The sequence below is a fragment of the Streptomyces sp. NPDC001450 genome (assembly GCF_053597295.1).
This window is the reverse complement of record NZ_JBSFHY010000062.1, coordinates 11662-26501: the sequence shown is the minus strand read 5'-3', so window position 1 is coordinate 26501 and position 14840 is coordinate 11662. Positions and strand designations below refer to the sequence as shown.

At 70.8% G+C, this 14840-nt stretch carries 8 protein-coding genes; 5 read left to right on the top strand and 3 right to left on the bottom strand.

The features are described from left to right. Positions 1-92 precede the first annotated feature (92 nt). The 5 genes from ACWC5O_RS41590 (at position 93) to ACWC5O_RS41570 (ending at position 8089) form a co-directional block, all read left to right on the top strand. Positions 93-596, top strand: a complete 504-nt coding sequence (locus tag ACWC5O_RS41590; RefSeq protein ID WP_450591676.1) for a MarR family winged helix-turn-helix transcriptional regulator — start codon at positions 93-95, stop codon at positions 594-596. A 109-nt stretch (positions 597-705) separates the two neighbouring features. Continuing rightward, on the top strand, positions 706-2511 hold the full coding sequence (locus ACWC5O_RS41585) for a methylmalonyl-CoA mutase family protein (RefSeq protein WP_450591677.1): 1806 nt from the start codon (positions 706-708) through the stop codon (positions 2509-2511). Next, positions 2511-4685 (top strand): methylmalonyl-CoA mutase, encoded by a 2175-nt coding sequence (scpA, locus tag ACWC5O_RS41580; RefSeq protein ID WP_450591678.1) that lies wholly within the window; start codon positions 2511-2513, stop codon positions 4683-4685. The genes ACWC5O_RS41585 and scpA overlap by 1 nt, the downstream gene beginning before the upstream one ends. Positions 4686-4690: 5 nt before the next feature. After that, entirely contained in the window at positions 4691-5695 is a 1005-nt protein-coding gene (gene meaB / locus ACWC5O_RS41575; RefSeq protein ID WP_450591680.1) for a methylmalonyl Co-A mutase-associated GTPase MeaB, read from the top strand. Positions 5696-5710: 15 nt separating this feature from the next. Further along, positions 5711-8089 (top strand): nSTAND3 domain-containing NTPase, encoded by a 2379-nt coding sequence (locus tag ACWC5O_RS41570; RefSeq protein WP_450591681.1) that lies wholly within the window; start codon positions 5711-5713, stop codon positions 8087-8089. A 4-nt stretch (positions 8090-8093) separates the two neighbouring features. On the opposite strand, the gene ACWC5O_RS41565 is transcribed toward ACWC5O_RS41570, so the two are convergent. The 3 genes from ACWC5O_RS41565 to ACWC5O_RS41555 form a co-directional block, all read right to left on the bottom strand. Beyond that, positions 8094-8912: an SDR family NAD(P)-dependent oxidoreductase gene (locus tag ACWC5O_RS41565; RefSeq protein ID WP_450591682.1), complete on the bottom strand. Its 819-nt coding sequence runs from the start codon at positions 8910-8912 to the stop codon at positions 8094-8096. Between the two features lie 85 nt (positions 8913-8997). Next, a complete protein-coding gene (locus tag ACWC5O_RS41560; RefSeq protein WP_450591683.1) occupies positions 8998-10377 on the bottom strand; it encodes an esterase/lipase family protein in 1380 nt (459 codons plus the stop codon). After that, the gene (locus tag ACWC5O_RS41555) at positions 10374-14633 is read right to left on the bottom strand and encodes an AAA family ATPase (protein ID WP_450591684.1); all 4260 of its coding nucleotides are present in this window, start codon (positions 14631-14633) and stop codon (positions 10374-10376) included. The genes ACWC5O_RS41560 and ACWC5O_RS41555 overlap by 4 nt, the downstream gene beginning before the upstream one ends. Positions 14634-14840: the final 207 nt, after the last annotated feature.

Here is a 14840-nt window from a genome sequence, read left to right as displayed (position 1 = left end):
TCCTCCTCTGTCGTCGACATATGGTCGTTCAAATTTGGATGACCTCACGCTAGCCCAATATCCAAATTTGGACAACAGGTAGACTCGAAGCCATGGCCGCCCCCGACGAACACCCCGCCGACCAGCCCCCCTGCTTCTCCGCCGCGGGCGGCGGACTGCTCCCGGGCGAGCTGCGCGCCTGGATGCTCCTGCTGGCCGCGACGGGAGCGGTGGAGCAGCGGCTGCGGTCGGCCGTGAAGAAGACCCTCGACGTCTCGCACGACGAGTTCCTCATCCTGTGCCTGCTGGCCGAGCAGCCGCGGGGCGGCCTGCGCATGACCCGGATCGCCGACCTCCTCGGCCGCCCCAAGACCCGGCTCACCTACCAGATCGCCTGCCTCCAGCGGGCCGGCCTGGTCACCCGCGAGTCCGTGTGCGGCGACAAGCGCGGCATCGAGGTCACCCTCACCGACAAGGCCCGACGGCTGCTCCGGGAGGCGTCCGGCACCCTCGCCGAGACGGTCCGCGAGGCGCTCTCCCGGTTCGTCGGCCCCGAGCAGCGCGAGGCGCTGTCCGCGCTGGTGCCGGACCTCGCCGAGAGGCCGGACCAACCATAGGAAAAGGGGCCTCCACACCCCCGAGGGGCACAGGTCACAGCCGTAACGAGGGAAAGGTCACAGGCCCACGCTCTGCAGTCACTTGAGCGCCCTGACCTAACATCCGAGCATGACGGTCCTGCCTGACGACGGGCTCTCACTGGCCGCCGAGTTCCCTGACGCGACACACGAGCAGTGGCAACACCTGGTCGAGGGTGTGCTGCGCAAGTCGGGCAAGGAAGTCTCGGGCGCGGCAGCTGAGGACGCTCTGTCCACCACGCTCGAGGACGGGCTGCGCACCCGGCCGCTGTACACCGCGCGCGACGGCGCGCCCGACCCCGGTCTGCCCGGCTTCGCGCCGTTCGTGCGCGGCGGCCGCCCCGAGGGCAACACCGCGGGCGGCTGGGACGTACGGCAGCGGCACGCGGCGCTCGCCGACGGCGCGGTCCTGACGGACCTGGAGAACGGCGTCACCTCGCTGTGGCTGGTCGTGGGACAGGGCGGCATGCCCGTGTCCGCGCTCGCGCGCGCCCTCGACGGGGTCTACCTCGACCTGGCCCCGGTGGTCCTGGACGCCGGCCGTGACGTGGCGGCCGCCGCGGCCGAGCTGCTGCGGCTGTACGAGGAGCGGGGCGTCGACCCGAAGGCCGTCCGCGGCAACCTCGGCGGCGACCCGCTGGGGTACGAGGCCCGCACCGGCGCGGCCCAGGACTTCGCTCCGCTCGCCGGGCTGGCCCGGCGGACCGCCGACCAGTACCCGGGCCTGCGCACGCTGACCGTGGACGCGCTGCCGTACCACGAGGCGGGCGGCTCGGCCGCACAGGAGCTGGGCGCCTCCCTGGCCACCGGTGTCGCCTACCTGCGGGAGCTGACCGCGGCCGGCCTCACGGTCGAAGCGGCCTGCGCGCAGCTGGAGTTCCGGTACGCGGCCACCGCCGACCAGTTCCTGACCATCGCCAAGCTGCGCGCGGCGCGCCGGCTGTGGGCGCGGGTCGCCGAGGTGTCCGGGGCGCCCGGCGCGGGCGCTCAGGTGCAGCACGCGGTGACCTCGCCGGTGATGATGAGCCGCCGCGACCCGTGGGTGAACATGCTCCGCACGACGGTCGCGACGCTGGCCGCCGGGGTGGCCGGCGCCGACTCCGTCACCGTGCTGCCCTTCGACCACGCGCTCGGCCTGCCGGACGCGTTCGCCCGCCGTATCGCGCGCAACACCTCCACGATTCTGGTCGAGGAGTCCCACCTGGCCCGGGTCATCGACCCGGCGGGCGGCTCCTGGTACGTCGAGCGGCTCACCGACGAACTCGCCCACGCCGCCTGGGAGTTCTTCCGGTCGATCGAGCGGGACGGCGGCCAGGCGGCCGTACTGCGCTCGGGCCGGATCCGCACGGACCTGGCGACGACCTGGGCGGAGCGCTCCAAGAAGCTCGCCAAGCGGCGTGAACCCATCACCGGTGTCAGCGAGTTCCCGCTCCTGTCCGAGAAGCCGCTGGAGCGCGAGCCCGCGCCCGAGCCGCCGTCCGGCGGGCTGCCCCGGGTGCGCCGGGACGAGGCGTACGAGGCCCTGCGCGCCCGCTCCGACGCCCACCTGGCGGCGACCGGCGCCCGTCCCCGGATCTACCTGGCCACCCTCGGCACGGCCGCCGAGTACACCGCGCGATCGACCTTCGCCGCCAACCTCTTCCAGGCGGGCGGCATCGAGCCGGTGACCGAAGGCGGCTTCGAGGACAGCGGCGCCACCGAGGCCGTGCTGTGCTCCAGCGACACGCTGTACGCCGAACAGGCCGAGCGGACGGCCGAGTCGCTGAAGGCGGCCGGGGCCCGGCACGTGGTCCTCGCGGGCCGGGGCGACTACGCCGGCATCGACTCGTACGTCTTCGCGGGCTGCGACGCAGTGGACGTGCTGTCCGCGACCCTCGACCGCATGGGAGTGTCCTGATGGGAATCCCCGACTTCTCCGGCATCGAGCTGGGGACCCCCGTCCCCGAGGGCGGTGACGCGGAATGGCGTACGGCCGTCAAGCACGCCACGGGCAGCGAGGCACCGGTGTGGGAGACCCCGGAGGGCATCGGGGTCAAGCCGCTGTACACCGGCGGTGACCTGGAGGGCCTGGACTTCCTCGGCACGTACCCGGGCATGGCGCCGTACCTGCGCGGCCCCTACCCGACGATGTACGTCAACCAGCCCTGGACGATCCGCCAGTACGCGGGCTTCTCCACCGCCGAGGAGTCCAACGCGTTCTACCGGCGCAACCTGGCGGCCGGCCAGAAGGGCCTGTCGGTCGCCTTCGACCTGCCCACGCACCGGGGTTACGACAGCGACCACCCGCGCGTGACCGGCGACGTCGGCATGGCGGGCGTGGCGATCGACTCGATCTACGACATGCGGCAGCTGTTCGACGGGATTCCGCTGGACAAGATGACCGTGTCGATGACGATGAACGGCGCCGTGCTGCCGGTACTGGCGCTGTACATCGTGGCGGCGGAGGAACAGGGCGTACCGCCCGAGAAGCTGGCCGGGACCATTCAGAACGACATTCTGAAGGAGTTCATGGTCCGCAACACCTACATCTATCCGCCGAAGCCGTCGATGCGGATCATCTCCGACATCTTCGCGTACACCTCACAGCGGATGCCCCGCTACAACTCCATCTCCATCTCCGGCTACCACATCCAGGAGGCCGGAGCCACGGCCGACCTGGAGCTGGCGTACACCCTCGCGGACGGAGTCGAGTACATCCGCGCCGGGCGGGAAGCCGGTCTGGACGTGGACGCGTTCGCGCCCCGGCTCTCCTTCTTCTGGGCGATCGGCATGAACTTCTTCATGGAGATCGCCAAGCTGCGCGCGGCCCGGCTGCTGTGGGCCAAGCTGGTCTCCCAGTTCGAGCCGAAGAACACCAAGTCCCTCTCCCTGCGCACGCATTCGCAGACCTCGGGCTGGTCGCTGACCGCGCAGGACGTGTTCAACAACGTCACGCGTACGGCCGTGGAGGCGATGGCGGCGACCCAGGGCCACACCCAGTCGCTGCACACCAACGCCCTCGACGAGGCGCTCGCCCTGCCGACCGACTTCTCGGCACGCATCGCCCGCAACACCCAGCTGCTCATCCAGCAGGAGTCCGGCACCACCCGGGTCATCGACCCGTGGGGCGGCAGCGCCTACGTGGAGAAGCTGACGTACGACCTCGCCCGCAAGGCCTGGGCGCACATCCAGGAGGTCGAGCAGGCGGGCGGCATGGCGCAGGCCATCGACGCCGGCATTCCCAAGCTGCGCGTGGAGGAGGCGGCGGCCCGCACCCAGGCCCGTATCGACTCCGGCCGTCAGCCGGTGATCGGCGTCAACAAGTACCGGGTGGAGAACGACGAGGCGATCGAGGTCCTCAAGGTCGACAACTCCTCCGTGCGCGCCCAGCAGATCGAGAAGCTGCGGCGGCTGCGTGCGGAGCGGGACGAGACCGCCTGCCGGGACGCGCTGGACGCGCTCACCCGGGCGGCCGACGGCGACGGCAACCTGCTGGAGCTGGCCGTGCGCGCGGCCCGCGCCAAAGCCACGGTCGGCGAGATCTCCGACGCCCTGGAGAAGGTGTACGGCCGCCACGCGAGCCAGATCCGTACGATCTCCGGCGTGTACCGCAACGAAGCAGGGGAGTCCCCGTCCGTGGACCGCACCCGTGCCCTGGTGGACGCCTTCGAGGAGGCCGAGGGGCGCCGGCCGCGCATCCTGGTCGCCAAGATGGGCCAGGACGGCCACGACCGCGGCCAGAAGGTCATCGCGACCGGCTTCGCCGACCTCGGCTTCGACGTCGACGTCGGCCCGCTGTTCCAGACCCCGGAGGAGGTCGCCCGCCAGGCGGTCGAGGCGGACGTCCACGTGGTCGGCGTGTCCTCGCTGGCCGCCGGTCACCTCACCCTCGTACCGGCGCTGCGCGAGAAGCTCGCCGAGGAGGGCCGCGAGGACATCATGGTCGTGGTCGGCGGTGTGATCCCGCCGCAGGACGTGCCGACGCTGCTGGAGATGGGCGCCGTGGCCGTGTTCGGGCCCGGGACGGTGATCCCGGACGCGGCGTACGACCTGGTGCAGCGGCTGTCGGCCGACCTCGGCCACGACCTCTGATCCGCATGGCAGCGATCGATCTCGACACGTATGTGAAGGGTGTGCTCGACGGGAAGCGGGCCCTGGTGGCCCGCGCCATCACGCTCGTCGAGTCCACCCGCCCCCAGCACCGGGCGCTGGCACAGGAGTTGCTCACCGAGCTGCTCCCGCACAGCGGCCGGGCGCGGCGGATCGGCATCAGCGGGGTGCCGGGCGTGGGCAAGTCGACGTTCATCGACGCGTTCGGCACGCTGCTGACCTCGCTGGGCCACCGGGTGGCCGTACTCGCCGTCGACCCGTCCTCCACCCGGACCGGCGGCTCGATCCTCGGCGACAAGACCCGCATGGAACGCCTGGCGGTGGACCCGAACGCCTTCGTACGCCCCTCCCCCAGCGCGGGCACGCTGGGCGGGGTCGCGAAGGCGACGCGCGAGTCGATGGTGGTCATGGAGGCGGCGGGCTACGACGTGATCCTCGTCGAGACCGTCGGCGTCGGCCAGTCCGAGACCGCGGTCGCCGACATGGTCGACTCCTTCCTGCTGCTCACGCTGGCCCGCACCGGCGACCAGCTCCAGGGCATCAAGAAGGGCGTCCTGGAACTGGCCGACGTCATCGCGGTCAACAAGGCGGACGGTCCGCACGAGCGTGACGCGCGCGCGGCGGCACGGGAGTTGGCGGGCGCGCTCAGGCTGATGCACGGCAAGGACGCGTTCTGGACTCCGCCGGTGCTGAGCTGCAGCGCCCGTGAGTCCACCGGTCTGGACGTGGTGTGGGAGCGGCTGGAACAGCACCGCACGCTCCTCGACTCCACCGGACGGCTCACCGCCAAGCGGCGGGACCAGCAGGTCGACTGGAGCTGGTCGATGGTCCGCGACGAACTCCTGGGCCGCCTGCACGCGCACCCCGCGGTACGCGCGGCCGCGCCCGCGCTCGAACAGCAGGTCAGGGACGGCACGTTGACGGCGACCCTGGCGGCGGAACGCATTCTGGCCGCGTTCGCGGAAGGGCCGGATTCCGCAGCCGACGCGTGAGTCGACGCCTGCCCCATGGGATCTTGGTACAGCGGCCGTGGACCGGATCCGGGGCCGCTGGACGATCGGGCGGGGGCGGGGCTGGTGGAGACGTTCGACCTGGGCAGGCTCACGGACTTCGACTTCGAGGCCGTGTGCAAGGACCTCTTCGAGCTGGAGTTCGGCGTCCGGCTGGAGATCTTCACCCCGGGACCGGACGGCGGCGTGGACCTCCGGCACCTCAAGGGTGACGACCCCGCCCTCGTCGTGCAGTGCAAGCACTTCCACCGGTCCGGCCGGGCCAAGCTGCTGGACCACATGCGGAAGGTGGAAGCCCCCAAGCTGGCCGGGCTCCGGCCGGGACGGTACGTCCTCGCCACCTCGGTGGAACTCAGCCGGTCCGCGAAGGACAAGCTCCACGCACTGCTGAGGCCGTTCGTCCGATCCCCCGGCGACATCTACGGCAAGGACGACATCGACGCGCTCCTGCGCAAGCACGAGCAGGTGGTCAAGCGGCACCTGAGGCTCTGGCTGACCAGCGCCTCGGTGCTGAACTCCCTTCTGTCCAAGAGCATCGTCACGCGCTCGCAGGACCTCGCCGAGCGAGTCGGCCACACCCTGCGGACGTACGCCGACAACGGGAGCCGTGACGCGGCGCTGCGGCTCCTCGAAGACCGGCACGTGTGTGTCGTCGCCGGAGCGCCGGGGGTGGGGAAGACCACGCTGAGCCATGTGCTGTGCGCCCACTACCTGAGCCAGGGTTACGAACTCGTGGAGATCTCCGAGGACGTGGAGGAGGCCAACGCCCTCTGGAACGCCGAGGTGCCCCAGATCTTCTACTACGACGACTTCCTGGGGCAGACCGCCATCGGCGAGAAACTGGGAAAGAACGAGGACGGCCGCCTCATCTCCCTGATGCAGCGGGTGGCGGGCACGCCCGGCAAGAGGTTCCTGCTCACCACACGGGAGTACATCCTGGCCCAGGCCAGGCAGCGCTACGAACGCCTCGACCGGCACCGCTTCGACCTGTTGACGTGCGTGCTCGACGTGGCCGACTACACCTACCGGGCGCGGGCCGCGATCCTCTACAACCACGTCGCCGCCTCCGGCCTCCCGGACCGGACCAAGTCGCTCTTCGCCTCGCGGGACGTCTACGCGCCCGTCGTCGGGCACGACAACTTCAATCCCCGCGTCATCGCCGCCACCCTGGCGGAGGCTGAGCTGCTCGGCATCGCCACGGACCGCGTCGCGGCCGAGCTGGTGGCGAACCTCGACGACCCGGGCCGGGTGTGGGACCACATCGTCAACCACCAGATCAGCGCGTCGGACGTGCTCGTCCTCAAGACGCTGCTCTCCTTCCTGGCCGCAGTCCGGTTGGACACGCTCGAGGACGTGTGGGTCAAGTCGGGAGGTTCGCTCAGGGAGCTGCGGCATTCTCTGAAGGTGCTGGACGGAACCATGGTCAGGACCGTTCGGACCGGCAGCCATGTCGTCCACTACGTCTTCGTGGAGTTCCACAACCCGTCGGTGCGGGACTACATGCGCGACTTCGTCTCCGGTGACCCCGACGACATGCGGGATTTCGTCAGCCGGATCGGGCTCTTCGAACAGATCGAGTCGCTGTGGTCCATGCTCTCGGCGCGCGGCGGGAAGCAGGTGCTCAAGACACTGAAGCGCTGCCTGCCGGAGCTGGAGGAGGCCGTGGAGAGGGCCTTCCGGGCGGAGACCGTCGTGACGATGGGCCACCACTCTGCAGACGATCCCGCTCACCGCGCCCTGGTCTGCCTGAAGTTCGGCACCGCCGTGGAGTCGGAACGCATTCACGACATCGGGTGGCGGAGCATCCGTGAAGAGGCCGTGATCGGCGAGGCATGGGACCAGGAGACGATCGAGGACATCCTCGTCTGGCTCGGGAATTCGAAGAACCCCCAGCACAATGCGTTCCGCTGGACCGCGATCGATCAGGCGGCGCAGTGGATCGCGGCCGTCGACCTGCCGAACTGGCAGTCCTTCACCCGGGCCCTGCAGTTCGCCGAACTGCTCACGGACTTCGGGGACACGGTCGACGACGCCCATCGGACCATCGTCGATCGCATGGACGACTACGCCGAGTGGGCGCTGGAGAGTTGGGCCGAACATGGTGAGGCGTCCCGCCACCCGGTGGGCGAGATGAAGGAGATCTTCCGTCACTACGAATCCGGGGAAGGCGACCGCGACCGGTTCGACGACGACCTCTACGACAAGGTGCGGGCACGCGTCGAGGCGGCAACCCCGCCCGGCTCGCCCCGCACCACCAGGAATCGCCCCCGGCGCACCCACCGGTCCGCCCCCACGAAGGAGGAGCTGGCCGAGGTCGCCGACATGATGTCGACGCTCGCCCCGGCCACCGGATCGCAGGGTCCGGCCCACACGTGAACGCTCACTGCCGGAGACCGCGTGGCGCGATGCGGAAGTCGAAGGCGTGCGTCCCGGGGTCGAGTGCCGTCGCCCCGCCGTCGACGGTGAGCACGGCGCCGTTGACGTACGACGCCGCCGGGGACAGCAGCCAGCTGATGGCCTCGGCGATCTCCCGCGGCTCACCGGGCCGTCCCATGGGCAGCAGCCTGGTCGCCTCCTCGTAGGCGGCCTCCACGCCCCCGTCTCCCAGGTCCGCCTCCTCGGCGAAGCGAGCCATGCGTCGGTCGGCCATCTCGGTCCGCACCCAGCTGGGGCACACGATGTTGGCACGCATCCCCTGCCGCCCGTAGTCGACGGCGACGGAACGGCAGAGCTGGAGCAGGGCCGCCTTGGAGGTGGCGTACGGCGCGTTGCTCGTGCCGTTGCGCAGTGCGGACACCGAGGCGACGCCGACGACCGCCCCTCCGCTCTCCAGCAGGTGCGGGATCGCCGCGCGCAGAAGGAGCAGCGGACCGGTGACGTTGGTGCGCATGACCTCGTCCCAGTCCGCGAGGGACAGGTCGCCTACGGCTCCCCCGCGCCCGATGCCCGCGTTGAGCACCAGCCCGTCGAGCCGCCCGTACGCGTCCAGAGCCGCCCGGACGAGGCCCTGGGCCGCTTCGGGATCGCCGGTGTCGGAGGGGTGCGCGAGGGCCCCGGTCTCGCGCTCGACCCGCCGCAGGGGTTCGGTCCGCCGGCCGGAGACGACCACCTGGTGGCCCTGCTCGCACAGCAGCCGGGCGGTGGCCTCCCCGATGCCCGTACCTCCGCCGGTCACGACGACAACACGCTTGTCCGACACCGCAGTTCAGTCCCTCCGTCGAGATCACCAAGCACGTTCGAGCCTAGGGCCTGTCCGGGCGGAGGCGGACGTCGGTCAGGTACGGCTAGACGACCAACAGCACGTCCCGGCACGAGTACCCGAGAGCCTTCGAGTAGACCTCCAGAGTCCACCGGCCCGGTTCGGCACGCAGTTCGGCGCGGAAGTCCCCGTCTCCGCACGGCTGCATCGCCTCGTCCGCCACCGGTCTGCCGTCCTCGCCGAGACGGCGGACCCGCAGCCCCATCGCGGCGTCGGCGTTCGTCGCCCACACCTCGAAGAGCTCTCCGGCCTGCGCGAAGTCGGGAAACTCGACACCGACGGGCTCCCCGGTGCTCAGCACCCCGGCCAGTTCGAGGCCGTCGCAGACGCGCCTGAGCTGCTTGAGGGCGTGAACGGAGTTGATGAGGTCCGCGTGCCTGTTGTCGAGCCACACGGTCCGACCGATGTCGGACCACTCTGGCGGGGTCTGGGCGACGTCCGCCACCGTGCCGTCGCCGCGAAGCCGCAGGCCGTGGTCTTCCGGATCACCGGAATCCGAGAAGTCCTGATGGAACTTCGGCCTGCCTCCCGCAGAGAGGGAGAGCGCCTGGTCGGTCCGGTGCTTGTCGCCGCCCAGAGCGACCAGCGTGCAGCGCCTCAGGCCGTGTACGGCGTCGTTCTCCTCGATGGCGTGCTGCACCTCCTGGAAGAAGGCGAAGGAGTCGTCGATCGTCCGCGTCTCCACGCCCTCGACCGGTTGCCCCTTCAGCCGGGACCTGCCCTCCTGACGGTCGACCACCACCCGGTAGGTGGGGATGAGCTGGCCGAGCGAGGGGTAGGTCGAGCAGACCTCGTGGATCCACTCGCGGAACGGGCTCGGCACCCACCGCACCCGGCCGGTCAGGAACCGCAACGCCTTGACGCTCCCCGAGAAGGGTGTGCCCAGTGTGGCGACCGACCGGGTCTGCTCCCATCCCCCGAGCACCTCGGTGTAGTACCGCACCACCAGACCGCCCATGGAACGGCACAGGAAGATCACCTTCGCCTCTTTGGCCCGCGGAAACCGCTCGGGGTCGGCCGTCTCCTGCCACCGGGTCAACCGTTCCTGGACGAAGCGCTTGAGCTTCTCGGCCGAATTGCGGTTGCTCAGGCGCCAGTCGTAGGCGAATTCCACGAATCTCTCCTGCTCGATGCCGAGCAGCTCACGGAGGTCCGGGCATTCCATGTTGGAGACCAGCCCCGGAAGAAGGCGCGGCCCGCGGATCACGCCGCCCACTTCCAGGGCGTGCGGCGGCTCCGGGTCCTCGTCCCCGAGGCCCTTGGGGAGTTTGAGCATGTCTCTCGTTCTCCCGGGCCGGAAGAGCCCGCTCATGGCCTCCGGGGTCAGGTCCCAGATGTCGGCTCCGTTCCGGGTCAGGGCCGTGCCCATGATGCCGGGTACGAGAACCACCAGATCGTCCTTCAAAGAACGCGCTCCCTGTCGCTTCGTGCGGACTCGACGTCTTTGCGTGCGGATTCGCCCGGCCAGGGCACGAACACCTGGTCGCAGCGAACGCTGTGCTGCGCGGTGCCCTGGATCATGAGGGTGATGCCACGGCCGTCGAAGGCCGAGTCCACGCCCGTCACGTCGTACCCTCGCGATTCCATGGGGGCCAGCGCCTTCTCCCGTCTGACGTCCCAGAGCCGGAGGCGGCCGGAGTTCCGGCTCCAGCCCACGAGCACAGGCCGCTGCTCCGGACCGGCCAGAAGGACGCCGTCGAGTGCTCCTCCGGGCTGCCGCGGCAGAACGGTCGGGACGGCGTACCCTCCGTCGCACTCGGCGTACTTCACCGTCTCCCCGGTGGTGAAGGCGATCAGCGGCACCGGCGTGTTCGTGCGCTGCAGCAGGCCCGTGGCCACTGCCTTCGCCTGGATGACGCTGACCGGCTGCGGCCTCGCGCCAGGCTCCGTGAGGTCCCAGACCCGGACCGCGTTGCCGCCCCAGGCCGACAGCCACGAGGGGCCCGAGGCAAGCCCCACCACCTCGAGCCGCTGTACGGCGCCTGCGGCTCCCATCCAGAACGTCTGCGCCTCGCTCCAGGTGCCGGGGTCCCGCATCTCGCGTTCCCAGGTGACCACGCTCTGCCCGAACGGCCACAGCAGCCGCAGCCGGCCGGTTCCGGTGGCCTGGAGAGCCAGGGAAGGCACCGGCCGATCCTCCGGTCCCGGCAGGGCGAAGCTCTCGGTATGCAGCAGTGTCAGTCCCGGCCCGAGCGTCCAGAGAAGAACCTGCCTGCGCCCGACCGCCGCGGTCAGCCAGCGGTCACCGACCCTCGTCGCGGCGAGCGCCTCCACCTTCGCGGGGTGCGCGAGGCGGAGCGCCTCGCCGGCCTGCCCCTCGAAGGAGTGCGGGCTCACCAGCACGTCGGGGCCCTGCGAGCGGCTCAGCAGCAGGGTTCCGTCGGGCCCTGGGTCCGTCACCCGCAGCCGTGTCCGGCCGGCCGCCCTCCCGCCGGTGCGAGGGACGTCCGCCGCTGCACCGTCCGCCGGCGGATCATGGGGCTCCCAGACACGGATCCGCGTCTCGTCCGCCACCGCCAGACGCCCTGTGCCCGAGGGGTCGAAGGCCAGGGACTGGTGATCGTGGTCGCAGGGCAACGAGACCTGTTCCGCGCCCCTCTCGTCCCAGACACGGACTGCCGCGTCCTCACCCACCGCTGTCAGCAGTCCACGCGGACCCCGTCCCACGGTCACGGCCCGCCCGGCGCTCGCGGGGCCGGGGCTGAACAGCGGGCGTGCCTCTCCCTGGAAGAGGTCGTCCATCCGCCAGGTGTGGAGTGCATGGCCGTCCAGCGCCCCGATCACCGCCCCGGGTCCGGCACCGTCCGGCAGGGCCAGTGCAGACACCGCGACGACCTGCTCGATGCCGTCCCCCAGCGACCGGACCCGATGCAACGGCTCCTTCATCGTCTTCCGGCCGGGCACCTCCCACACCTTCACCCCTGCGGCGCCCCCGGTGATCACCGCGGCCCTCTCACCCGCCACCAGGAGACAGACGCACAGGACCGGCACGCCGACGGTGTGCGTACGGAGTTCCTTCCGGGAGTACTCCATGGTGCTGTCCCACCGCCACAGCCAGACGCGGTCACCGTCGACCGTGGCGAGGAGGACCTCCCTGCCCCACCGCACCGAGTCGACCGCGCCGGGAGTCCCGCCCCAGTACAGCTCCTCCACCGGGTACCTGCCGTTGCCGTGCCACATCCGCACGCACAGGCGGTCCACCGTGGCGACCACCCGGCTGTCGCCCCGGCCCGACGCCGTCACGCCCCGCTGCCGCGGAGGGGCGGCCCAGGTGGCCGGCCCGGTGTCCCTGCCCCGGATCTCGTGTCCCTCCGCGGTCCACGACTTGACCTCACCGGCGCCCGAAGCGTGGATGATCCCGTCCCCGTGGGCCTCCCAGTGCACGGCGAGCGCCCCGCCCGACGGGGCGGGCCAGCTCCGGTGCAGCGGAAGCCGTACGGCGCTGCTCCACACGTCGTCCCAGAACACCGACGACGGCTTGGGCACGGCGGCGAGGAACTCCCGCGCGAACATGGCCAGCGCGGTGGCCCGGAGCATCGCCCATCTGCCCTCCTCCGCGTCGTGCCGGCGGAAATGGCCGGCGACGCTCAGGTAGAGCGCGCTGTGCGGGGTGGTCGGGAGCCGGGCGGCGACCAGGGGTTCGAGGATGTCGGGCGAGGCGGCCACGAGGAAGTGACAGTCGGTCACCAGCTCCTCGAGGAGGTCGTCCCCGCCCAGGGCGGCATGTGCGGTGAGGTGACGCTTCACGTACTGTTCCGCGGTCCGCCAGTCCTCACCGCGGCGCGGAGTCAGGGCCCGGTGGACCGCGCGGTGCTGTTCCCGCTGCCGCAGCTCGTCGCCGAGCAGATGGGCGCCGAAGCTGGGGTGGTGGAGGCGGTAGACCTCCTCGTCCACCTCGACGTCCTTCGCGATCGTCACGCCGGTGGCCCGGCGGATCACGTCACGCAGGTCCTGCTCCCCGTACTCCCGGCTCTCGGGAGCACGCACCGCGTTGGTCACGGCCAGCCACACCCTGGGCTGGGGCAGTCCGACTCCCTGGGCCAGCGCGAGAGCGGTCATGAAGTCCCGGACACGAGCGGTGTCCTGCGGGTCGAGGCGAGACAGCTCCTCGGCCAGCAGGGCGTCCAGGACGGACGTCCCCTGCCGTAACTCCCTGCGCACCTGCTCCGCGTCGGACGGCACCAGCCGCTTGGCCACGTGCCGTGCCCACAGGGTGGCCACGAGAAAGAGGCCGTTGCTGCCGGCCGCGATCTGCTTGGCGACGGCGCCGCGTTGCTGCGCGGCGTGCGGCTGTCCGTAGGGAGAGTTCCCTTCGGCGAGCAGCCGTTCGACGTGCCGGGCGATGTCCTGCTCGGTCTCGTCCTTGCGGTCCAGCTCCATCACGGTGGTGGTGTGCAACACGTCCAGCAGGGTCTCGGCGCGCAGCTCGCCCGGAAGACGGCGGCGGGCGTTCGGCCGGGTGGCGACCACCACCCGTACGCCCGGCAGGGCCGCCAGCGGGTTGAGCAGTCCGCGTGCGATGTCGAAGGAGTGCCCCGCGGCCGCCTCGTCGATCCCGTCGAACATCAGGGTGAGACTGCCCTTGCGCTCCGCCAGTGCCTCGACCTGCTGCACGAGGCTGTGCGGTGATCCGTGCTTGATCTGTGCCGTGTCCAGTCCGAGCGGTGTGAGGCCTCGTGCCAGCTCCTCGCAGAGCGTCGACAGCGTCCTGCCGCCGCAGTGGAGCGCGGCGTTGACCGAGCGGAGTTCGGGCAGCACCCGAGGACGCCGGTCCTCGGGCAGGGAGGCCACGAAGTGCTCGACGGTCAGGTGCGCCACATACGCCAGGAGCGTCGACTTGCCCGCGCCGGACGCTCCCGTCACCGTGAGCATCCCGGTTTCCCGGGTGCGCAGCCAGTCGACGAGGCCGGCGAGCACCCGATGTCGGGAGGCGAAGTCCCGCAGGTGCCAGCTCTCGCCCGAGCCGGAGAAGACCGGCAGTTCCTCGCCGGCGAGTTCCTTGCCGATCCATGACCGGTCGTCCTCCGGACGCAGCGCGGACCGCGCCCGCGGGGACCAGTGCGGGTTGGGCAGGAACCAGGCGCGCAGTGTCTGCGGCTCCTGCCAGAAGGGGACCTGTTCCCCGGTCCGGCTCCTGACCGCGCTCATCAGCTGCTGGAAGGGGACGAACTCGTTCTCGCGCTGGAAGATCCGTGCGCTGCCGTCGATGATCTGTTCCGGGGTCGACAGGACCTGCTCCAGGCAGTCGACCCAGTGTCCCTCCAGCGCCTCCTGCCGTGAGCCGGCGGTCGCGACGACGGCGAATCCGACCTCCGCGTCGTCGACGCCGGCTCTCAGCCGCGCGTCCTTGACGTGGTGGCTGACCTCGCGCACCGCTTCGCCGGAGAAGCAGGCGTCCAGGACGAGCAGGGTGTCCGTGGGGTCCTCGGCGAGCCAGGAGACGAGTTCCTCGGCCGAGACGGCCCGGCCGGGATCGAACTCCCCGTCCTCGTAGCTGTCTTCACAGGCGAGGTAGAAGGCACCCGACACGACTTCGCCGTGCCCGGTCCAGTAGAGGATCTTCCTGTCCACCGCCTGCTGCCTCAGACGCAGCACCAGGTCGCGGATCTGCTCGCGCCCTGCGGACGGTGCGGCTCCGCCGTCCCTCCCCGAGCTGCTCACACCCAGTGACGGAGCAGCAAAACCAAGGCGGGCGGCCTGTTCCACAAAGCGCGAGGCCGTTCTCCGCAGCTGCGTACGGTCCCTGACCCGCCGTGCGTCACCCCGGTACTTGTCGACAACGACTGAGGCGACCACACCGCCATGCTTCTGACCCCGGTCCAACCGAACTCCCCCTCCAAAGAGTTCAGCCACCCGTCCGCACCGCGC